Raw genomic sequence first — 20,185 nt, 5'->3', positions numbered from 1 at the left:
GTTCAACTGCCTCCGCCGGTTCAACGCCGCTTTGCGCCATGACATCATTTTTTTTGGGCAATGCCGCCAAACTAATCACGTGAAAGGCGCCTTGTACCACACCTATCATGGCGAGTTGTCAGATGAATTCAAGCAAGGGTGGCGTACCGGGCATGACACAGGACAGGCGTGGCGGGGGGCGCCGATCGAGAAGCGCGCGGGGCGGGGGCATTCCCCAGCTGCCCTGGCAGCGCGTGTCAAATCCCTATGCGCCCATGCAGATGCTCGACGAAGAGCGCATGGAGATGCTGCATCGCAGCTCGATGCGCATTCTCTCCGAACTCGGCATTCGGGTGATGAGCACGCGGGCGATGGACCTGTTCGAAAAGGCCGGCGCGCTCGTCGACCGGGAGAGCCAGACCATCCGCATCGACGAGACATTGGTGAAGGAAGCGCTTCGCACCGCGCCGCGTCGCTTCACCTTGACGGGCCGCAATCCCGACAAGCAGCTCGAGATCGGCGGCAATGCGCTGGTCTTCGGCCTGGTGGCCGGGCCGCCCAACGTGCATGACCGCATCAACGGCCGGCGATCCGGCAATCTTGCCGACTATGAGAACTTCACCCGCCTGGCCCATTATTTCAACGCCATCCACATCCTGGGCAACCAGGTGTGCGCGCCCATCGAATTGCCGGCCAATTCGCGCCACCTCGATACCTACAAAGCCAATCTGTCTCTCAGCGATCTGAGCTTCCACTGCAGCGCCATCGGGCGCGGCCGCGCCATGGATGCCATCGCCATGATGGCGATCGCGCGGGGCATCACCCTGGAGGAGATGCGCGCTTCGCCCGGCGTCATCACCATCATTTCCGTCAACTCGCCGCGGCTCTTCGACGACGCCATGGCGGACGGCCTCATGGCCATGGCCGAACATGGACAGCCGGTAACGGTCACCCCCTTCACGCTGATGGGCGCGATGACGCCGGTGACCCTGGCGGCGGCCCTGTGCCAGCAGAACGCCGAGGCCCTGTTCGGTGTCGTGCTGACGCAGCTCGTCAATCCGGGCACGCCGGTGATGTATGGAGCCTTCACCTCCAATGTCGACATGCGCTCGGGCGCGCCGGCCTTCGGCACGCCGGAGAACACCAAGGCCAACATCATCGCCGGCCAGCTTGCGCGGCGCTATGGCCTTCCCTATCGCACCTCCAATGCCAATGCTTCCAATGCGGTCGACCTGCAGGCGGCCTATGAAACGGAGATGGCGACCTGGGGCGCCGTCCTCGGCGGCGCCAATCTGATCTATCACGCCGCCGGCTGGCTGGAGGGCGGCCTCACGGCGTCCTATGAAAAGCTCGTCCTCGACGTCGAGATCCTCCAGAACATGATGGAGTTCCTGCGTCCCCTGCCTTTCGAGGAGGACGATCTGGGCTTCGAGGCCATCAAGGCCGTGCCTGCCGGCGGGCATTTCTTTGGCAGCGAACACACGATGTCGCGCTACGAAACCGCATTTTATCAGCCCATGCTCTCCAACTGGCAGAATTACGGCAGCTGGCAGGAGGCCGGAGCGCATGACGCACTCGACCGGGCGACGGGCCTCTGGCAGCACGCTTTGCGGGAATATCAGGAGCCGGCCCTGGACGAAGCCGTTCGCGAGGAGCTCGAGGCCTATGTCGTGCGCCGGCGCACGGAGATCGGCGCCGGGGAACCTTGAAGGGATCGATGCCATGGAGATCAGGCTGAGCGAAAGGCAGGCCAGTGAGGCGATCCGCTTTGCCGTGCTGATGTTCCCGGGCTTTCCCCTGATGGCATTCAGTTCGGTGATCGAGCCGCTGCGTGCCGCCAACACGCTGTCCGGCAAGCGCTGCTATGCCTGGATCACGGTCGGCCCTGATGGATCGAAGGTCCGGGCCTCCAACGGCATCGACATCGAGCCGGATTTCGGCGTTCGGGACGCGCCGTCCGTCGATCGCATCGTGGTGTGTTCGGGCGGCGACGCCGATCATCTGGTTGCCGAGGATGCCATGGCCTGGATCCGCCGCAACCTCAGGGCTGGCGCACATCTCGGCTCGGTCGCCGATGCGGCTTTCCTGCTGGCCCGCGCCGGTCTGCTCGACGGCTATGCCTGCACCCTGCACTGGACCAGCCAGCCGGCTTTTCGCGAGGCCTTTCCGGGCCTCGACATGCAGCGAGACCTCTATGTCATCGACCGGCGACGCTTCACGGCGGCAGGCGGGGTGGGCAGCCTCGACATGATGCTGGACATGATCGGCCGTGATTATGGCAGCGAGCTCTCGGCCGGCGTCGCCGAATGGTTTGTGCACAGTCCGCTGCGGTCGAGCGTGGACAGGCGGCCGATGCCGCTGCGCCTGCGTACCGGCATCGGCGACGAACTCGTGCTGGCCGCCGTGGCGATCATGGAGGACTGCGTCGAGGACCTTCTTCGCATGGATGCGCTGGCGCGGCGCCTCGGCGTCTCCGCCGACAAGCTCGAGCGTTCCTTCCGCTCCGAGCTCGGCGTCACGCCGAACCATTACTACCGTAGCCTGCGCCTGAGGCGGGCAGCCGATCTGCTCACCCATTCGAGCCTGCGGGTCGGCGAGGTGGCGCTGGCCTGCGGCTTCAACAATGCGGCCAATTTCTCCCGGGCCTTCCGCGATAGCTTCGGCTACGCGCCGAGGGGCGTGCGCCAGCGCAAGTCGATCTCGGGGGAGGCGCCCAGGATATGACAAGACCCGGCATGACGAGAATGGTCACGGCGGGCGGCCTTGCGGAATCGCGCATAGTTTTCGCGGAAAGCAGCCAAACAATGCGCGCGCCGGTTGGTCACTGTTCATGGACAGGAGACTATTCATGAGCATTGTGGTTTTCGATCCGGATCGTGTCGAGGATGTCGACTTCAAGGATCGCATGCGCCATCCGGCGGCTGCGGATCCGGCCGGCGGCATGTGGCTTTCCGATACCGAGCCTTCCTTCATCGATGCCGATGCCCTGCGCAAGGGTCGCCTTGCCCGGCTGCGCCAATGGATGGCCGCGGCCGGCTATGGGGCGGTCGTGCTGTTCGACCCTTATAATCAGCGCTACGCCACCGGCTCGCGCAATATGTTCGGCTACTTCCTGCGCAACTCCACGCGCTATTTCTTCATCCCCACCGAGGGGCCGATCGTCCTGTTCGAATATCCGCAGAGCTACCATGTCTCGATGGTGCTCGACACGATCGACGAGGCCCGGCCTTCCAAGCTCGTGTGGTCATCGGTGTCGGGCCGGGACGACGAGACGGCCGGTCCCTTCGCCGACGAGATCACCGAACTCCTCAAGACCCATGGCGGCGGATCGATGAAGCTCGGCCTCGACCGCTGCAGCCATCTGCAGGCAGTGGCGCTGCAAAAGCGCGGCTGCGACGTCAGGGATTGCCAGGGCGAGATCCTGGCGGTGCGCGCCATCAAGACGCCGGAGGAGGTCAAGTGCCTTCAGGTTTCGATGGCCGGCGCCGAAGCGGCCGTTGCCTCGGTCCGGGAGGCGATCAAGCCGGGCGTTTCGGAAAACGAGCTCTTCGCCATCATGTATCACGAGGTGATCCGGCAGGGCGGCGAATTCATCGAGACACGCCTGCTGAGCTCGGGCCAGCGCACCAATCCCTGGTTCAACGAGGCGAGCGGGCGCAAGATCCGCCCGGGCGAATTGGTGGCACTCGATACCGACACCATTGGCTGCTACGGCTATTATTCCGATTTCTCCCGCACATTCCGCTGTGGGCCGGGCAAGCCGACGACCTATCAGAAGATGCTGTACCGGATGTCCTACGACCAGGTGCAGCACAATATCGGCATCGTGAAGCCGGGCATGGCCTTCCGCGAGATTGCCGAGAAAGCCTGGAAGATCCCCGAGCGTTTCGTCGACCAGCGCTACACCTCGGTGATGCACGGCGTGGGCATGCATGGGGAAACGCCGTTCATCGCCCATTCGATGGATTACGAAACCTATGGCCGCGACGGCCATCTGGTGCCGGGCATGGTCGTTTCGGTGGAAAGCTATATCGGCGAGAAGGGCGGGCGCGAAGGGGTCAAGCTCGAAGACGAGGTCCTCATCACCGAGACCGGCACGGAATTGCTGTCGCGCTTCCCTTATGAGGACGAGTTCCTGGAAGGACAGATCTGACGTGAAACGGACGCTGCATATCGACCGCAACCGGATGGCCGCCATCTTCATCGATCTCCAGGAGGAGCATCGGGCCGATCCGCGCTATCTGGTCGAAGGCTATGCCGGCGTGCTGGCGGAGGCACGCCGTCTGCAGGATACGGCACGCCGACACGGCGTGCCGCTCTATCACGCCGCCTATGTCGTGGATCCGGCGAAGCCCGGCCGTCCCTTCCATCCCATGCAGGCCGACGGACGTTCGGCTTTCAGCGACAAGGACGATCCGCGCATCGCCATCTGCGCCGAAGTCGCGCCGGCCGCGGAGGAGGCAGTCATCTTCAAATCGGAGCCGAGCCTGTTCGGCGCCAGCTCGCCGGCGGAGGAATTGCGGCGCAAGGGCATCGAATGGCTGGCCATCGCGGGGGTGTGGACCGAGGCCTGCGTCGATGCGACGGTCAAGGACGCGATAGCCCTCGGCTTCCACGTGCTCCTGGTCAAGGATGCCTGCGGCACGGCCAGCACGGCCATGCATCAGACTGCCATCCTCAACCTGGCAAATCGGCTCTATGGCGGTGCCGTGGTAGGCACCGACCAGGCATGCCGCCTGATCGCAGGCGAGCCAGTCGAGGCCTGGCAGGTCCGAGGCTCGGTGCCCCTGCGCTTTACCTATGAGAATGCCTCCGATCTCTATGCAGAACTTTGAGGAGCGTTTGCGGGTTCGAACGACGGCGACAAAACGAGGATTGCGGCACAGCGGCATGATGGAAATCCTGACCTTTATCTCCGACAATCTCCATGTGATCGGTGCCAGGGCACTCGAACACATTTCCATCGTCTTCGTGGCGGTGAGCATTGCCCTTGCCACGGCAGTGCCGATCGGCATTGCGATCACCCAGTCCAAAACTGCCGCCGACGCCGTGCTTTATCTCGCCTCGATCATGATCACCGTGCCGTCGATCGCTCTGTTCGGGCTGATGATCCCGCTGCTATCGCCCTTCGGTCACGGCATCGGCTATGTGCCCGCGGTGATCGCCGTGATCCTCTATTCGCAGCTGCCGATCATCCGCAACACCTATACCGCCATCGCCAATGTCGACCCGGCCTTGCGTGAGGCGGCTACAGGCATGGGCATGAGCATGGGCCAGCGGCTGCGCCAGGTCGAGATTCCGCTGGCCGTGCCTGTGATCATGGCGGGGGTGCGCACCGCCGTGGTGATGAATATCGGGGTGACCGCCATTGCAGCCTATATCGGCGCAGGCGGGCTCGGCACCTTCATCTCGCGCGGCATCAGCCAATCCGATCCCCGGCAGTTGATCACGGGCGCTCTGGCCGTGTCCCTCCTGGCGATCGCGGCAGACCTGTTCCTCGCTTTGGTGCAGTGGCTGCTGACTTCCAAGGGCATCAAGGGCGGAGCGAGCCGATGATCCGTCTCGAACATCTCACCAAGACTTTCGAAACGGCGGGCAAGCCCTTCGTCGCCGTCGACGACATCAATCTCGACCTGCCGGCGGGAGAGATCTGCGTGCTGCTGGGGCCGTCGGGCTGCGGCAAGACGACGACCATGAAGATGATCAACCGCCTGATCCAGCCGACCGGCGGCAAGGTCTATATCGACGGCAAGGATACCAGCGCGACCGATCCGATCCAGCTGCGCCGCTCGATCGGCTATGTCATCCAGCAGATCGGGCTGTTTCCCAACAAGACTATCTGCGAGAACATCTGCGTGGTGCCCGATCTGCTGGGCTGGGACCGCAGGAAGTCACGCTCGCGGGCGGCCGAACTGCTCGAACTGGTGGGCATGCAGCCGGACCTGTTCCTCAGCCGATATCCGCGCGAATTGTCCGGCGGCCAGCAGCAGCGCGTCGGCGTGCTGCGCGCACTCGCCGCCGATCCGCCGGTCATGCTGATGGACGAGCCCTTCGGCGCCATCGACCCGATCAACCGCGAGGTGATCCAGGACGAGTTCCTGAAGATGCAGCGGGCGATCCGCAAGACCATCATCTTCGTCTCGCACGACCTCGACGAGGCGGTGAAGATGGCGGACAAGATCGCCATTTTCCGCAGTGGGCGCCTGGAACAATATGCCAGCCCCGACGTGCTGCTGGCCAGGCCGGCCAATGCCTTCATCGAGAATTTCCTCGGTTCCGACCGGGCCCTCAAGCGTCTGCGCCTGGTGACGGCCGGGGAGGCGATGACCGCTCAGTTCGATACGGTGGGACGCCAGGATCCGATCGCTCTGGCCCTTGAGAAAATGCAGGCCTCCGGCCAGCACGCCATCATCATGGTCTCCGCCGATGGCCGACCGGAGGGCCTGGTGGCGCTCGACCATGCCAGGACTGCGACGGGGATGGTCGGTGACCACGCGCGCCCGATCGAGACCACGGCCGCGCTCAATTCGGATCTGCGCAATGCGGTGGCCTCCATGTTTGCGCAGGACATGCCCGTTTTGCCCTGCGTGGACGAGGCGGGGCAGCTCAAGGGCGTTTTGACCTATCGCTCGATCGTCGCCAGCCTCAGCCATGCCGGAGAAGCCGGATGAGCGGACCAGCGGCGGCAATAGCGACCAGGCAGGGCAGGGGGCGCTCGCAGTTTTGGGTGCCGCTTGGCATGTGGGCGGTGCTGCTTGCGGTTTGCCTGTGGCTGTGGCTCAGCGGCATGGCGGGCGAGATTCTCGCCTACTGGGACGACATCACCTATCTGAGCCTGCAGCATATCGAACTGGTCGCCTGGGCGGGCGGGCTCGCCATCCTCACCGCCGTTCCCATGGGTATCCTGCTGTCGCGGCCGGCCCTCAGACGTTTTTCCGAATTCGCGATGCAGATCTTCAATCTGGGCAGCACCATCCCGACGCTCGCCATCCTCGCCTTGTCGATGACCTGGCTCGGCATCGGCATCCTGCCATCCGTGTTCGGGCTGTGGGCGGCGACATTGCTGCCGATGGTGCGCAATACCTATGCAGGGCTGCGCGCGGTTCAGCCCCATCTCCTGGAAGCCGCGCGCGGTATGGGCATGACACCGCTGCAGACCTTGTGGCGGGTGGAATTGCCCAATGCACTGTTCGTCATCTTCGGCGGCATCCGCACCGCTCTGGCGATCTGCGTGGGCTCGGCCCCGCTCGCCTTCCTGATCGGGGCCGGCAGCCTTGGCGAGCTGATCTTCACCGGCATCGCCCTCGACGAACTGCCGATGATGCTCGCCGGCGCCATCCCCACCGCGATCCTGGCTGTCATGACCGATTTCCTGGTGGGCCGGCTGCAATACTACCTCGTCCCGCGAGGCATCAATCCGCTGCGCTGAACAGCGGCAACAAGCAACAGAGGGAAAGACGATGACAATGCTTACGGAACTGGGCAAGTGCGTGTTTTCGGGGGTGTTTTCGGTAATCGTGCTGGCCGCGACCGGCAGCGTGGCCCCGGCGGCCAATCTCACGGTCGGCGGCAAGGATTTCACCGAGCAGCAGATCATCGCCGAGATGACGACGCAGCTTCTGACCAGCAAGGGCTACACGATCGACAAGAAGAACGGCATGGGCACCAAGATCGTCCGCGCCGCCCTGGAGAATGGCGAAGTCGATCTCTACTGGGAATATACCGGCACTTCCCTCGTCACCTTCAACAAGGTGACGGACAAGCTCTCGCCGCAGGCGACCTATGATCGGGTCAAGCAACTCGATGGCGAGAAGGGACTGGTCTGGCTGGCGCCGTCCAAGGCCAACAACACCTATGCCATGGTGGTACGCAAGGACAATCCGAAGACCGACGCCTTGAAAACGGTCTCCGACATGGCGGCCGCCTACAAGGCCGGAACGGCGCTGATGATGGGCACCACGGCCGAGTTTCCCAAGCGCCAGGACGGCTTGCTCGGCCTGCAGAAGACCTATGACTTCGAGGCCGGCCGGGCCAACGTCAAGCCGATGGATCTCGGCCTTGCCTACAGGGCTTTGGCCAACAAGGATCTCGACGTCATCTCCGCCCAGGCGACAGACGGCCAGATCGCGGCGCTGGGGCTGCGCGTGCTCGCCGACGACAAGGGTTTCTTTCCCAACTATGCCCTCACGCCGGTGGTGCGCAAGACCGTGCTCGACGCCCATCCCGACCTGAAGCCGACCCTCGAGGCGCTTTCGGCCAAGCTGGACGATGCCACCATGCAGAAGCTGAACGGCGAGGTCGATGTCGACAAGAAGACGGTCGAAGTCGTCGCAGCCGATTTCCTCAAGCAGAACGGCTTGAAGTGAGCTGCCCTGTCGTCCTCACTCACAAGCAAGGCTCGTGAGGATACCACGGCCTTCGGCCGTGCCGGGGATGACGGTCACTTGCTGATGGAGCCAAAGGAACCAGACCATGATCAGTATTCTGCGCAAGCGCGCGATCGCCGCCTTGTGCGTCGCGGCCTCCTTCGTGTTGTCCACGACCGCCTTTGCCGCCACGCTCACCGTCGGCGGCAAGGATTTCACCGAGCAGTTCCTGCTCGCCGAAATGACCAGGCAGCTCTTGGAAAGCAAGGGCTATACCGTCAACAAGAAAGACGGCATGGGCACCAACATCGTGCGATCAGCCCTGGAGAACGGGCAGGTCGATCTCTATTGGGAATATACGGGCACCTCGCTGGTGACCTTCAACAAGGTGACGGAGCCGCTGTCGCCACAGGAAACCTATGCCAGGGTGAAGACGCTCGATGGGGCCAAGGGGCTGGTATGGCTGGCGCCGTCCAAGGCCAACAACACCTATGCGCTGGCGATCCGGCCTGATAATGCCAAAACGCACGGCCTCGTCACCTTCTCTGATCTCGCCGCCGCCTATAAGGATGGCAAGCCGGTCCTGCTTGGGGCCACGGCGGAGTTTCCCAAACGCGAGGACGGCCTGATCGGCCTGGAGAAAAAATACGGCTTCAAGGCGGGGCGTGCCAATCTTCGGCCGATGGAGATCGGGCTGGTCTACAATGCCCTCGCCAGCGGCGATATCGACGTCGCCACGGTCGGCGCCACCGATGGGCGCATCGCCGCCATGAAGCTGACCCTGCTCAAGGACGACAAGGGCTTCTTCCCGAACTACGCGCTCGCCCCAGTCGTCAGGCAGGCCACGCTCGAGGCGCATCCGGACCTGAAAGACACGCTCGAAGCGCTATCGGCCAAGCTGGACGACGCCACCATGCAGGCTCTGAATGGCGAGGTCGACGTCCACAAGAAGGCGATCGAGGATGTCGCCAAGGCCTATCTCAAGCAGGCGGGGTTGCTTTAATTCTGATGGCTCTTGGACTTGAACGATGAATGACTGTCATTGCGATGCCAATCCTGCGGATCGATTGAGTTCCCAATGGCAGTCGAAGTATTGCTGAAAATCGAATTTTTTCTGCTTGCGGTACCCGATGATGACGCCTGACTACACCCGCCTCATAGATGCCGAAACCTGGGATTTCATCAACCGGACGAACAGCTTCTATCCGCCTGAAGCCGTCGACTGGTCGATCGAACGCAACCGGGAAGTCTACGACCGGATGGCCCAGGCCTTTCATGCCGGCCGGCCGCCCGGCATCGCCGTCGAAACCACGGCTGTGGAGACACCGAGCCATGCCATTCCGATCCGGATCTATTCGGCGGAGGGAGGCAATGGTCGTGCGACGATCCTCTATTTTCACGGTGGCGGTTTCGTCCTCGGCGGTCTCGACAGCCATGACGACGTCTGCGCCGAGTTCTGCGCGACGACCGGATTGACGGTCGTCTCGGTCGACTATCGCCTGGCTCCGGAACATAAGGGAACGGCAGCGCTGGAGGATGCCATTGCCGCCTATGGCTGGGTGACGGCCGGCCTCGGGCACCCGGTTGTGCTGGCGGGTGACTCCGCCGGTGGCAATCTGGCCGCCTGCCTGGCGGATCATGAGGGGAAAGAGGGGCGGCGGCCGATCGGGCAGGTGCTGATCTATCCCCTGCTGGGAGCCGATTTCGACAAGGGTTCCTATCTGACCCATGCCCACGCACCGCTGCTGACGACCCGCGACGTCATCTATTATCGCGGCATGCGTACCGGCGGCATCGATTGCAGCGCCGATCCGCGCTTCACGCCGCTGGCGGGCTCTAGCTTCGGGCATCTGCCCCCGACCTACGTCTTCACGGCCCAATGTGATCCGCTTTCCTCCGATGGCGAGATCTATTGCAACCGGTTGCGTGCCGAGGGCGTCCCCGCCTCCTGGCATGAGGAGGAAGGCCTGCCGCACAGTTTCCTGCGAGCCCGCAACACGGCATTGCGCGCGAGGGCCGCGATGGAGCGCATAACCCGGGCTCTCTCGACGCTTGCTGCCGAAGGACGAGGATAAGCCCCGTATCGGCAACGCCACCCGCATCGATATCAGGAAGGAACGAGCAATATGGTCAAGGTCTCGCAGGTGCGCGTCAGGCCGCTGGTGCTGCCCCTCAAGCAGCCCTATCACTGGTCCTACGGCATCAGGGAGAATTTCGCCGTCAATCTGATCGAGATCGAGGCCGACAATGGCATGGTCGGCATTGGCGAATGCACGGTGGCGCCGGATCAGGCGGGAACGGCGGCGATCCTCAGGCGGCTGGCGAGTCATCTGGTCGGGCAGTCCCCCTATGACGTCGCGCCCTTGATAGCGCGCATCTTCCACCAGGAATATCTCGGTCACGGCGCCAATATCATGCGCGCCGCCAACCAGATGTTCTCGGGTGTAGATATGGCGATGTGGGATCTGCAAGGCAAACTTGCGGGACTGCCGGTGCATCGGCTCCTGGGTGGGGCCCATAGCAAGGCCGTCGGCTATTTCTATTTCCTGCAGGGAGAGACTGCCGAGGAGCTGGCGCGGGACGCTGCCGCGGGCCGCCAACGTGGGGAGCGCGTCTTCTATCTGAAGGTCGGCCGAGGCGAGAAGCTCGACCTGGAAATTACCGCGGCGGTGCGCCGGGAGATTGGCGATGCGCGCCTGCGGCTCGATGCCAATGAAGGCTGGGGCGTGCACGAGGCCATCAACATGTGCCGCAAGCTCGAGAGGTTCGAGATCGAGTTCATCGAGCAGCCGACGGCAAGCTGGAGCATTCCGGCGATGGCGCATGTGCGCGCAGCCGTCGGCATTCCGATCGTCGCCGACCAGGCGGCCTTCACGCTTTACGATGTCTATGAGATCTGCCGCCAGCGCGCCGCCGACATGATCTGTATCGGGCCACGCGAGATCGGCGGCATCCAGCCGATGCTGAAGGCGGCGGCGGTCGCCGAGGCGGCAGGTCTGAAGATCTGCATCCACAGTTCCTTCACCACCGGCATCACCACCTGTGCCGAGCATCATATCGCGCTCGCCATCCCCAATCTCGATGACGGCAACCAGATCATGTGGCAACTGGTGCAAAAGGATATCGTGACCTCGCCCGACCTCGATCCGAAGCAGGGCTGGATCGAGGCCCTCCAGCGCCCGGGCCTTGGCTTCGAGCTCGACAGGGACTTGGTCGGGGAGGGCGAGAGGCGATTTGCGCAGGCGGCGTGAAGCAGGCAGGTCGCATCTCAATAGGTCGCGCGACCGCCGCTGAGGTCGAAGGTGAAGCCCGTGGTGAAGCTGCAGGCTGGTGAGACGATCCAGGCGATCATCTCGGCGGCTTCGGAGAGTTCGCCGCAGCGCGCCATCGGGATCTTGGCGGTCATGTAGTCGATCGTTGCCTGGGGCAGGGCCTCCACCAGCGGCGTGCGGATGACGGCGGGCGCGAGCGCGTTCACGGTGATGCCGGCCGTGGCATAGTCCTTCCCCATCGACTTCACCAGGCCGATCAGTCCGGCCTTGGTCGCCGAATAGGCGGTCATGCCGGCATTGCCGTCCTTGCCGGCAATCGATGCGACGTGGAGAATGCGGCCATAGGCCTTTGGCAGCATCCGCCGCAGGGCCGCCTGCGAAATGATCAGGGCACCGCGCAAATTGACGGCATGCACCCGGTCGAAATCGGCCAGGTCCACCTCATGCGCCTTGATGTTGGTGGTGCCGGTGATGCCGGCGCAATTGACCAGGGCCTCCAAAGTGGGCAGGTGCTGGTCGAGCCTGGCGAAGATTTCTTCCACGCCGGCGGGATCGTTGACGTCGAGGCGGGCCGCCAGTGACTTGCCGCCGCTGGCGGTGATTTCGGCTGCCAGCTTTGCGGCGCCTGCCTCGTCGATGTCGAGACAGGCCACCGTCGCACCGAGCGCGGCGAGATGGCGGGCCGCGGCAGCCCCCAGCCCGCTCGCGGCACCGGTGATTGCGACGTGGTAATCGGGCCTGAAGCTGGTCGACATGTCCGTTCCTTGTCAAATGGGATAGCCAAAGTGTGCAGCGCTTTCACCGCAACGGCTGGATCGCAAAAATACTTCTGAAACAATGAGTTATAGAAATAAAACGTTTCTCTGTGAACGAATTTCTATTTAACTCATTGTTGTTGCATAATTTTCTGAACATGGCGCCGATTTTTCGGTACGATGTTCAAACTGTCGCCGGGTGGCTCAGGGGGCGTCGCGTTCGAGCACCGCGTGCAGGAAGCGCCGCAGCCTTTCGTTGCGCGGTGCGCCGAAGATCTGCGCAGCTGGACCCTGCTCGATGATCACACCGCCATCCATGAAGATGACCCGATCTGCGACGTCGCGGGCAAAGCCCATTTCATGGGTGACGATCAGCATGGTCATGCCCTGCCGGGCGAGGTCGCGGATCACCGCCAGCACCTCGCCGACCAGTTCCGGATCGAGCGCCGACGTTGCCTCGTCGAGGAGCAGCAGGCGTGGTTCCATCGCCAGGCAGCGGGCAATGGCAACCCGCTGCTTCTGCCCTCCCGACAGTTGCGAGGGATAGGCGTCGGCCTTGTCGGCGAGACCCACCCTGGCCAGCAGCGCCTTTGCCTGCGAGATCGCGGTCTCACGCGGCAATTTGCGGACATGAACCGGCGCTTCGATGACGTTGCCGAGCGCTGTCATGTGCGGAAACAAATTGAAGTGCTGGAACACCATGCCCATGCGCATGCGCAAGGCATTGACGTCGGAGGCCGGCGTGAATTCTCGGCCCTCGAAGGTCATTCGTCCACCAGTCGGCTGTTCCAGCCGGTTGAGGCAGCGCAGCAGCGTGCTCTTGCCCGAACCGCTCGGCCCGATGATGGCGATGCTTTCGCCTTCGGCGACCGATAGGTCGATGCCGCGCAGCACCTCATGGCTGCCGAAGGCCATGCGCAGGCCCTGAAGCGTCAGGATCTCGGTCATCGGGGGGCCTTTCGCCGTTCGAGCGCTTTGGCCAGCTGCGACAGCGGCAGGCAGATCGCGACATAGATGACGCCGGCCATGACGTAGATTTCCAGGCTGCGGAAGGATTGGCTGGCCGCGTCATAGGAGCGGTACATGATCTCAGGCACGGCGATCGTCAGCGCCAGCGAGGTATCCTTGATCATGGCGATGACGAAATTTGTGAACGGCGGCAGGATCAGTACGGCGGCCTGGGGCAGGATGATGCGCCGCATGGCGAGCGGCGTGGGCATGCCGAGGCTGCGCGCGGCTTCGTACTGGCCGCGATCGACCGCTTCGATGCCGGCCCTGAACACCTCGGCCGCATAGGCGCCGCCGATCAGGCCGAGGGTGAGCGCCGCCGCGGCGAAGGGACCCAGGCGGATATCGAAGCTGGTCAGGCCGAAATAGATGATGAAGAGCTGCAGCAGGGCCGGCGTGGCCCGGACGAGTTCGATATAGATGCCTGCAATGACTTTCAGCCAGCGCATCGGGCTCATACGCGCCAAAGCGAGAGCCAGGCCGAGAATGATGCTGCCGACCAGGGACAACACGGTCAGTTCGAGGGTCACCACCGCGCCGCGCAGGATATAGGGAAAGTAGCGCTGGGCGAGGTCGAGAAAATCCGCCATGAGCGGGGGACTCCGGACAAAAGGTCAGTCGCCAAAGCATTTTCCAAAGAAGCCGGCAGACTTCTTGATCAAGAAAATGCATTGAAACAAGGAGGTGGAGAGCAAGGTTCGGTCCGAAGAAACCGCACTTTGATCCAGGGACAGGGAACACGACGCCACATGCAAGTCGCGTCGCGTTCCCGTGGGCATCACTTCAGCACGCCGGTGATATAGGCTGGGTTGCTCAGGCCGTAATTTTCCATGATTTTCTTGTCCTCGCCGGCCGATTGCAAGCGGCGGATCTCGGCATCGAAGGCCTCGACCAGAGTTTGCGTGCCCTTGCGCGCAAAGACGTAATGCGTCGCCGGTAATTTTTCGCTGCCCAGATATTCGGGCGGGAGATATTCCACCACCTTGAAGTCATAGGACGGGTTTTTCTGGACGGCATAGTCGAAGGTATAGCCCCACCAGATCGCTGCATCGAGGCGGCCGGCCTTGAGATCGAGCAGCATGGGGTCGGCGGCATCGAACTTGCGAATGTCCTGGGCGCCGAAGCGCTTCTTCAACTCTTCCGCTTCCAGCTCCTGGGCCGAGCCGCGTACCGTGCCGATGACCTTGCCCTTGAGATCCTCCACCTTGTCGATACCGCCTTCCTTGCGGGTGACGAGCACGTCGATGCCGTACCAGAAAGGCACCTTGTTGTAAGCCATCACCTTCTCGCGCTCGGCGGTGCGGTAGAGGCCGGCGATGACGTCGACGCGACCCGCCTCCAGGGCCGGTGCAAGGGCACCGTGGACGAGAACGACCGGATCGACCTCGACACCGATCGACTTGGCGATCGCCCTGGTGAAATCGGCATCGATGCCCTTCCATTCACCGCTGCCGATGTCGATCCAGGTCTCGGGCGGAATGCTGAAGGTGCCGACGCGCAGGAAGCCGCGCTTCTTGATCTGGGCGAGCAGATCCTCGGTCTCTGCACGGGCGATGGTTGGGGCGATAAGGCCTGCGCCAGCCATGCCCGCGAGAGCGGCGGCAAAATGGCGGCGGGTCATCCGAACGGTCATGTCTCTTTCCCTTCTGGTTCTGTCTGATGGCTTGATTGTTATGGCCGGGCCGCACTTCTGCGCGGCCTGGAAGGCTTGATGCTCCGGAGCAGGAACGCTTCCTGGCGATTCCGCCAAATCGCAAGACGCTTAGAGTTTGCCGAGGGCGTCCGCGAAGCGGCGGATTGCCGCCAGGCCGAAGGGCGTGCACACCGTCGAGGGCAACGCCGGTTTGCCGGCGTCCGCGTTGAGGCGCAAGGCAGCGACCTGTTTGCCGTAAGTCACCAGATGGTCGATGCTCTCCTCTAGGAAGACGATGAGCGGCAAAACTTCGCGATAGAGCCTTTCTGCTTCTTCCGCGTGACCGGCCCGCATGGCGTCATACACCTTGACGAAGACATCGAAGCTCTCGCCCCCCGGGATCACACCGGCAGCACCCGCGCGCAGTATGTCGGGCAGCTCGAAGCCGCCGCGGCCGTTGAACACGTCAAACATGCCCTCGGTTTCTTCGACCAACCGGGCAATTGCAACGGCACTGCCTTCGGTCTTGGCCAGGCGGAAATTGGCGTGGCGGCGGGCGAGTTCTCTGAGGCCGGCATTGGAGAGGCCGATGCCCAGATATTGCGGCGCGTTCTGGATGCCGACAGGCAGGTCGACCTTGTCGATGACGGCGCTGAAGAAGGCGAGAAGCTCGGACTCGTTGATCGGCGAGACGGGCGGAGGCTGCAGCACCAGCCAGTTGGCGCCGCGCTCCTTGGCCAGCCTGGCGAACTCGACCTGACCGGTGACATTGTTCTCGGCCACGGTAACGCTGAGCGGTACGCGCCCGGCATTCGCCTCGCTGACCCAATCGAGAAGCTGCAGCCGACTGGCACGAGACAATTTGTTGACCTCGGAGGCGAGGCCGAGCACGGCCAGGCCGTGGACACCATGGCGGATCATCGCTTCGACCGAAGCCTTCACGGGGGCTTCGATCAGTCCACCCTCAGCGTCGAAATAGGCATAGATCATCGGGTAGACCCCATGAAAGCCGGTATGGGTTTTGGGCAAAGCACGCTCCTTGTTTATCGTTAAACAAGGCCAATATACGAGTCTGAATGGCTTGGCAAGGCCGGGTACGGGTGCCTTCGGGAAAGGGCCGGGTGATGGCGAGAGGACTGCCGGCGCGCCACGTCTTGCTTTTCAGCAGCGGTCAAAGGCCGAGGGCGATTTTTCGGCCGTCGAAAAAGGCATAGGGTGCTTGGCGGGGCGCGGCGCAATCGCCGATCTCGACATAGGGAACGCCTTGGGCCGCAAGGTCCGTGGCGAGCCAGTTTGCCGGGATATTGGTCATGGCGAGCACCAGGCTGTCGGCTGCAAGGAACGATCTTTCGCCGCCGTTGTGGTCGATGATCGTGGCGCCCCGGCCGTGCCACTCGGCAATGCTGACCTCGACCTGCCAGGTAACGCCGAGCTTCTTGAGTGTCCGGCGCAAGGGAACATCGGCGGTGGTGCGCTGCAATTCCTTGCCGACAAAGGCATCCGGCGTGAGGATGGTGACCTCGTGGCCTTCTTCCGCCAGCTTCCAGGCCGTTCCGCATCCGCGCCAGCCGCCGCCTTCGTCGAGCAGCAGCACGCGCTTGCCGAGACGGGCCTGGCGGCTCATGACGGCCTCGATCGAAAAGACATTGCCCTTGTCGATGCCCGGCAGCGTTTCGACCGCCGGAATAGCTTTCTGAAAGCCGGTGTCGGGCGGAAGGGAGCCTGTGGCCAGGATGACGACATCCGGAGCCATCGCCGTCACGTCCTCGGCCTCCATGTAGCAGTTCAAGCGGACATCGACGCCGAGCTTGAGCAACTGACGCTCATACCAGGCGAGAAGATCGAGGATCTGGGCACGGCGGGGCTGCAGGCCAGCCAGCAGGAAATTGCCGCCCACCCGGCTGGAGGCCTCGGCCAGCGTCACCTTGTGCCCGCGTTCGGCGGCGACGCGAGCGGCCTCCAGGCCTGCCGGGCCGCCGCCCACCACAAGGACGTGCTTTGCTGCAGCCGCCGGCTCGAAACGGTCGCCGCCCCACATGAACTCACGCCCGACGGAGGGGTTGATCAGACAACTGATCCAATAGTCGCGCGAGCGACGTCCCCAGCACATCTGGTTGCAGGAGATGCAGCCCCTGATGTCGTCGGCCCGGTCTTCACTGGCCTTTCTGGCCAGATGCGGGTCGGCGATCTGGCCGCGCACGATGGAAACAAGGTCTGCAGAGCCTTCGCTCAGGACAGTCTCGGCATTTTCGGGCGTGCGGATATGGCTTTCGGCAATGACGAGTGCATGCGTCGTGACGGTCTTGATCCTGGCAGCCAGATCCGCGCCGAGTTTTTCCGGATAGAGAAAGGTCGGCATCAGCTTGTGAAAGTCGAGATAGCCGCCGGAACCGCAAGTGACATAGTCGATCAGGCCCTGCCGGTCGTGAAGGCTCACGATTTCGACCAGTTCGTCGCGGCTGAGCGCAACGCTGTAGTCGGGCTCGTCGCTGATGGCCAATCCGATGATGAAGTCCTCACCGCATGACTTGCGGATGCGGCTAAGGATTTCCTTCGACAGGCGCGTGCGGTTCTCCAGCGTGCCACCCCATTTGTCCTCGCGACGATTGGTCCAGGGCGTCCAGAACTGGTCGACCAGGCCGAGATAGGCGGCCCAGACCTCCACGCCGTCGAAACCGGCGGCCCGGCATCGGCGTGCAGCCTCCACGAAGCCGTCTATCGTCTCCTGGATCTCGGCCTCGCTCATCGCATGGGAACCGTCGCTGTCGTGGTAGCTCGGCAGCCCGGAGGGAGACCAGTGCGGATGGAATGAATTGTCGGAATCGCCATGGGCGCCGATGTGATAGAGCTGCTGGATGGCGACGGCGCCGTTGTCCTTGATGGCGCTGACGACTTTCCGGAAGGCGGGAATGACGCTGTCGTCACAAACGCGAAAATTGCCGCGTGTGAGAATGGCGGCGGGGTGGACCGGCATCGGCTCCACCACGATCATGCCGGCGCCGCCCTTGGCGCGCTCGGCATAATAGGCAGCATGGCGCTCCGTCGGCAGCCCGTTCACCGCCATGTTCGCGGTGTGGGCGCCGAAAACGATCCTGTTCCTGAGCTCGTGCTTGCCGATTGCGATGGATGAGAACAAGCGGGGAAACTGTTTGGACACCGTGGCCATCCGGTGGGTTGAGAGGGGGGCTGCCGAGGGGCACGGGTTGTCGCCCCGCCCCGCGGATTTCTTGCTTCGGTGACCGGTCGTCAGTGCGAGGGCACGACGGCAGCCGCGAGCTGCCTGAGATTCACCACGCCGATGGGCTTGCCCGCCGGGTCGAGGACGGCGACATCGTCGTGCGGCTGGTGGGCGAGCAGCCGGATGGCGCCCTCCAGGGTGGAGCCCGACAAGACCGTCATGCCCTTCGTCTCATAGCCCTCGACGAGGGGTGACATGATCGCATCCACCTGGATGACGCGTCCGCGGTTCACTTCCTTGACGAAGTTCTCGATGTAGTCGTCGGCGGGATTGAGCACGATGTCCTGGCTGGTACCCTGCTGGATCACCTCGCCATCGCGCAGGATGGCGATGCGGTCACCCAGCCGCAAAGCCTCGTCGAGATCGTGCGTGATGAACACGATCGTCTTCTTGATCTCCTGCTGCAGATCGAGAAGCACGGATTGCATGTCCATGCGGATGAGGGGATCGAGCGCGGAAAAGGCTTCGTCCATCAGCAGGATCGGGGCGTCGTTGGTGAGCGCGCGGGCGAGGCCGACGCGTTGCTGCATGCCGCCTGAGAGCTGGTTCGGGTATCGGCTTTCGAAGCCGCTGAGACCCACCCGTTCGATCCAGCGCATCGCCTCCTCGACCTGCCGGGCGCGCGGCACACCCTGAATTTCGAGGCCGTAGACCGTATTCTCCAGGATGGTGCGATGCGGCAGCAGCGCGAATTTCTGGAAGACCATCGCCGTCTTGTGGCGGCGGAACTCGCGCAACTCGCGCTGGTTCATCTTCACGACGTCCTCGCCGCCCACCAGTACTTCGCCGTCGGTCGGATCGACCAGGCGGTTGATGTGCCGGATGAGGGTCGATTTGCCCGAGCCGGACAGGCCCATGATCACCTGGATGCCACCGACCGGCATGCTGATGTTGATGTTGCGCAGGCCGAGGACGTGGCGATGCCGCTCGTTGAGCTCGGCCTTGGTCGCTCCCTGCCGGACAAGCTCTACCATCGCCTTGGCATTCGGGCCGAAGATCTTCGAAAGGTTGCGGATTTCGATGCCGTACTGCTTCGTACCCTCAACCATGGACCGTCTCCCGATGCTTCTGGAGGCGGCGGCCATAGGCCTGGCTGACCCGGTCGAAGATGACGGCGATGCCGACGATCGCCAGCCCGTTGAAGATGCCGAGGGTGAAATACTGGTTGGCGATGGCCTTCAGCACGGGCTGGCCGAGCCCCTGGACGCCGATCATCGAGGCGACGACGACCATGGCGAGCGCCATCATGATCGTCTGGTTGATGCCGGCCATGATAGTGGGCAAGGCGAGGGGGAGCTGGACGTTCTTGAGCTTCTGCCAGCCGGAGGATCCGAAGGCATCGGCCGCCTCGAGGACATCCTTGTCGACCAGGCGGATGCCGAGATTGGTTAGGCGGATGATGGGTGGAATGGCGTAGATGACCACGGCGATAAGGCCGGGCACGCGGCCGATGCCCAGCAGCATGACCACGGGGATGAGATAGACGAAGCTCGGCATGGTCTGCATGACGTCGAGCAGCGGATTGAGCGTCTTCTGGAGGCGGTCATTGAGCGCCATTAGAATTCCGATGGGAATGCCGATCACGATGGAAAGCACCGTCGCCACGAAGATCATCGAGATCGTGCGCATGGTGTCATCCCACATGCCGAAATAGCCGATCGCCAGCAAGGTGAGGAGGCAGGCGACCACCACCTTCCAACTGCGGCTGGCGAACCAGGCGATGGCCAGGATGATCAAAGTGATGATCGGCCAAGGCGTCTGCGTCATGAAGCGCTCGGCCTGCATCAGGAAATACTGAAGCGGCGAGAAGAAGCTCTCGATGGCATCGCCATAGGTGCGGGTGAACGTGCGAAACCCCTCGTCGATCGCCTTCTTCAAGTCGCGAAGGCTGTCATCGTTCATATGGGGAAACTTGTAGAACCATTCCATCGGAT

General features: G+C 63.1%; 19 protein-coding genes. 11 read left to right on the top strand and 8 right to left on the bottom strand.

Features of this window, described 5'->3' with window-relative positions; all coding sequences use genetic code 11:
• The first annotated feature begins 152 nt into the window (after positions 1-152).
• The 11 genes from ACN6KF_RS32255 (at position 153) to ACN6KF_RS32205 (ending at position 11,596) form a co-directional block, all read left to right on the top strand.
• The gene (locus tag ACN6KF_RS32255; protein WP_434961361.1) at positions 153-1,688 is read left to right on the top strand and encodes a trimethylamine methyltransferase family protein; all 1,536 of its coding nucleotides are present in this window, start codon (positions 153-155) and stop codon (positions 1,686-1,688) included.
• A 13-nt stretch (positions 1,689-1,701) separates the two neighbouring features.
• Positions 1,702-2,703, top strand: coding sequence for a GlxA family transcriptional regulator (locus ACN6KF_RS32250; protein WP_434960962.1), 1,002 nt, complete (start codon positions 1,702-1,704; stop codon positions 2,701-2,703).
• 124 nt (positions 2,704-2,827) lie between these two features.
• Positions 2,828-4,132, top strand: a complete 1,305-nt coding sequence (locus tag ACN6KF_RS32245; protein WP_434960961.1) for a M24 family metallopeptidase — start codon at positions 2,828-2,830, stop codon at positions 4,130-4,132.
• Position 4,133: 1 nt separating this feature from the next.
• Positions 4,134-4,814, top strand: a complete 681-nt coding sequence (locus tag ACN6KF_RS32240; protein ID WP_434960960.1) for an isochorismatase family protein — start codon at positions 4,134-4,136, stop codon at positions 4,812-4,814.
• 58 nt (positions 4,815-4,872) lie between these two features.
• Positions 4,873-5,535 (top strand): ABC transporter permease, encoded by a 663-nt coding sequence (locus ACN6KF_RS32235; RefSeq protein WP_434961360.1) that lies wholly within the window; start codon positions 4,873-4,875, stop codon positions 5,533-5,535.
• Positions 5,532-6,650 carry an ABC transporter ATP-binding protein gene (locus ACN6KF_RS32230; RefSeq protein ID WP_434960959.1) on the top strand — a complete coding sequence of 373 codons (1,119 nt, stop codon included), beginning with the start codon at positions 5,532-5,534 and terminating at the stop codon, positions 6,648-6,650. Before ACN6KF_RS32235 ends, ACN6KF_RS32230 begins: the two co-directional genes overlap by 4 nt.
• Positions 6,647-7,408, top strand: coding sequence for an ABC transporter permease (locus ACN6KF_RS32225; RefSeq protein ID WP_434960958.1), 762 nt, complete (start codon positions 6,647-6,649; stop codon positions 7,406-7,408). Before ACN6KF_RS32230 ends, ACN6KF_RS32225 begins: the two co-directional genes overlap by 4 nt.
• A gap of 31 nt (positions 7,409-7,439) precedes the next feature.
• On the top strand, positions 7,440-8,345 hold the full coding sequence (locus ACN6KF_RS32220) for a glycine betaine ABC transporter substrate-binding protein (protein ID WP_434960957.1): 906 nt from the start codon (positions 7,440-7,442) through the stop codon (positions 8,343-8,345).
• 106 nt (positions 8,346-8,451) lie between these two features.
• Positions 8,452-9,348, top strand: a complete 897-nt coding sequence (locus ACN6KF_RS32215; protein ID WP_434960956.1) for a glycine betaine ABC transporter substrate-binding protein — start codon at positions 8,452-8,454, stop codon at positions 9,346-9,348.
• Between the two features lie 130 nt (positions 9,349-9,478).
• Complete coding sequence (locus ACN6KF_RS32210) at positions 9,479-10,420, top strand: alpha/beta hydrolase (protein WP_434961359.1); 942 nt, start codon at positions 9,479-9,481, stop codon at positions 10,418-10,420.
• 51 nt (positions 10,421-10,471) lie between these two features.
• Entirely contained in the window at positions 10,472-11,596 is a 1,125-nt protein-coding gene (locus tag ACN6KF_RS32205; protein WP_434960955.1) for a mandelate racemase/muconate lactonizing enzyme family protein, read from the top strand.
• 17 nt (positions 11,597-11,613) lie between these two features.
• Here ACN6KF_RS32205 and ACN6KF_RS32200 read toward each other — a convergent pair whose 3' ends face one another.
• The 8 genes from ACN6KF_RS32200 to ACN6KF_RS32165 form a co-directional block, all read right to left on the bottom strand.
• A complete protein-coding gene (locus ACN6KF_RS32200; RefSeq protein WP_434960954.1) occupies positions 11,614-12,372 on the bottom strand; it encodes an SDR family NAD(P)-dependent oxidoreductase in 759 nt (252 codons plus the stop codon).
• Positions 12,373-12,576: 204 nt separating this feature from the next.
• The gene (locus tag ACN6KF_RS32195) at positions 12,577-13,320 is read right to left on the bottom strand and encodes an amino acid ABC transporter ATP-binding protein (protein ID WP_434960953.1); all 744 of its coding nucleotides are present in this window, start codon (positions 13,318-13,320) and stop codon (positions 12,577-12,579) included.
• Positions 13,317-13,970 (bottom strand): amino acid ABC transporter permease, encoded by a 654-nt coding sequence (locus tag ACN6KF_RS32190; protein ID WP_434960952.1) that lies wholly within the window; start codon positions 13,968-13,970, stop codon positions 13,317-13,319. Before ACN6KF_RS32190 ends, ACN6KF_RS32195 begins: the two co-directional genes overlap by 4 nt.
• A gap of 188 nt (positions 13,971-14,158) precedes the next feature.
• Positions 14,159-15,013, bottom strand: a complete 855-nt coding sequence (locus ACN6KF_RS32185; protein WP_434960951.1) for a substrate-binding periplasmic protein — start codon at positions 15,011-15,013, stop codon at positions 14,159-14,161.
• 129 nt (positions 15,014-15,142) lie between these two features.
• A complete protein-coding gene (locus tag ACN6KF_RS32180) occupies positions 15,143-16,042 on the bottom strand; it encodes a dihydrodipicolinate synthase family protein (protein WP_434960950.1) in 900 nt (299 codons plus the stop codon).
• 142 nt (positions 16,043-16,184) lie between these two features.
• The gene (locus tag ACN6KF_RS32175) at positions 16,185-18,170 is read right to left on the bottom strand and encodes an oxidoreductase (RefSeq protein WP_434960949.1); all 1,986 of its coding nucleotides are present in this window, start codon (positions 18,168-18,170) and stop codon (positions 16,185-16,187) included.
• Between the two features lie 89 nt (positions 18,171-18,259).
• Positions 18,260-19,300: a quaternary amine ABC transporter ATP-binding protein gene (locus ACN6KF_RS32170; RefSeq protein WP_434960948.1), complete on the bottom strand. Its 1,041-nt coding sequence runs from the start codon at positions 19,298-19,300 to the stop codon at positions 18,260-18,262.
• Complete coding sequence (locus ACN6KF_RS32165; RefSeq protein WP_434960947.1) at positions 19,293-20,180, bottom strand: ABC transporter permease; 888 nt, start codon at positions 20,178-20,180, stop codon at positions 19,293-19,295. Before ACN6KF_RS32165 ends, ACN6KF_RS32170 begins: the two co-directional genes overlap by 8 nt.
• Between the last annotated feature and the right edge of the window lie 5 nt (positions 20,181-20,185).

The sequence above is a fragment of the Labrys methylaminiphilus subsp. lupini genome (assembly GCF_051161885.1).
Lineage (GTDB): Bacteria > Pseudomonadota > Alphaproteobacteria > Rhizobiales > Labraceae > Labrys.
Note: the sequence above shows the minus strand (reverse complement) of the source record. Positions and strands in the feature narration are given on the sequence as shown.

Excerpts from the sequence above, each read along its gene's own strand:
- ACN6KF_RS32255 (WP_434961361.1), top strand. The coding sequence starts at position 153 with ATGACACAGGACAGGCGTGGCGGGGGGCGCCGATCGAGAAGCGCGCGG.
- ACN6KF_RS32250 (WP_434960962.1), top strand. The coding sequence starts at position 1,702 with ATGGAGATCAGGCTGAGCGAAAGGCAGGCCAGTGAGGCGATCCGCTTT.
- ACN6KF_RS32245 (WP_434960961.1), top strand. The coding sequence starts at position 2,828 with ATGAGCATTGTGGTTTTCGATCCGGATCGTGTCGAGGATGTCGACTTC.
- ACN6KF_RS32235 (WP_434961360.1), top strand. The coding sequence starts at position 4,873 with ATGGAAATCCTGACCTTTATCTCCGACAATCTCCATGTGATCGGTGCC.
- ACN6KF_RS32230 (WP_434960959.1), top strand. The coding sequence starts at position 5,532 with ATGATCCGTCTCGAACATCTCACCAAGACTTTCGAAACGGCGGGCAAG.
- ACN6KF_RS32225 (WP_434960958.1), top strand. The coding sequence starts at position 6,647 with ATGAGCGGACCAGCGGCGGCAATAGCGACCAGGCAGGGCAGGGGGCGC.
- ACN6KF_RS32220 (WP_434960957.1), top strand. The coding sequence starts at position 7,440 with ATGACAATGCTTACGGAACTGGGCAAGTGCGTGTTTTCGGGGGTGTTT.
- ACN6KF_RS32215 (WP_434960956.1), top strand. The coding sequence starts at position 8,452 with ATGATCAGTATTCTGCGCAAGCGCGCGATCGCCGCCTTGTGCGTCGCG.
- ACN6KF_RS32210 (WP_434961359.1), top strand. The coding sequence starts at position 9,479 with ATGACGCCTGACTACACCCGCCTCATAGATGCCGAAACCTGGGATTTC.
- ACN6KF_RS32205 (WP_434960955.1), top strand. The coding sequence starts at position 10,472 with ATGGTCAAGGTCTCGCAGGTGCGCGTCAGGCCGCTGGTGCTGCCCCTC.
- ACN6KF_RS32200 (WP_434960954.1), bottom strand. The coding sequence starts at position 12,372 with ATGTCGACCAGCTTCAGGCCCGATTACCACGTCGCAATCACCGGTGCC.
- ACN6KF_RS32195 (WP_434960953.1), bottom strand. The coding sequence starts at position 13,320 with ATGACCGAGATCCTGACGCTTCAGGGCCTGCGCATGGCCTTCGGCAGC.
- ACN6KF_RS32190 (WP_434960952.1), bottom strand. The coding sequence starts at position 13,970 with ATGGCGGATTTTCTCGACCTCGCCCAGCGCTACTTTCCCTATATCCTG.
- ACN6KF_RS32185 (WP_434960951.1), bottom strand. The coding sequence starts at position 15,013 with ATGACCGTTCGGATGACCCGCCGCCATTTTGCCGCCGCTCTCGCGGGC.
- ACN6KF_RS32170 (WP_434960948.1), bottom strand. The coding sequence starts at position 19,300 with ATGGTTGAGGGTACGAAGCAGTACGGCATCGAAATCCGCAACCTTTCG.
- ACN6KF_RS32165 (WP_434960947.1), bottom strand. The coding sequence starts at position 20,180 with ATGGAATGGTTCTACAAGTTTCCCCATATGAACGATGACAGCCTTCGC.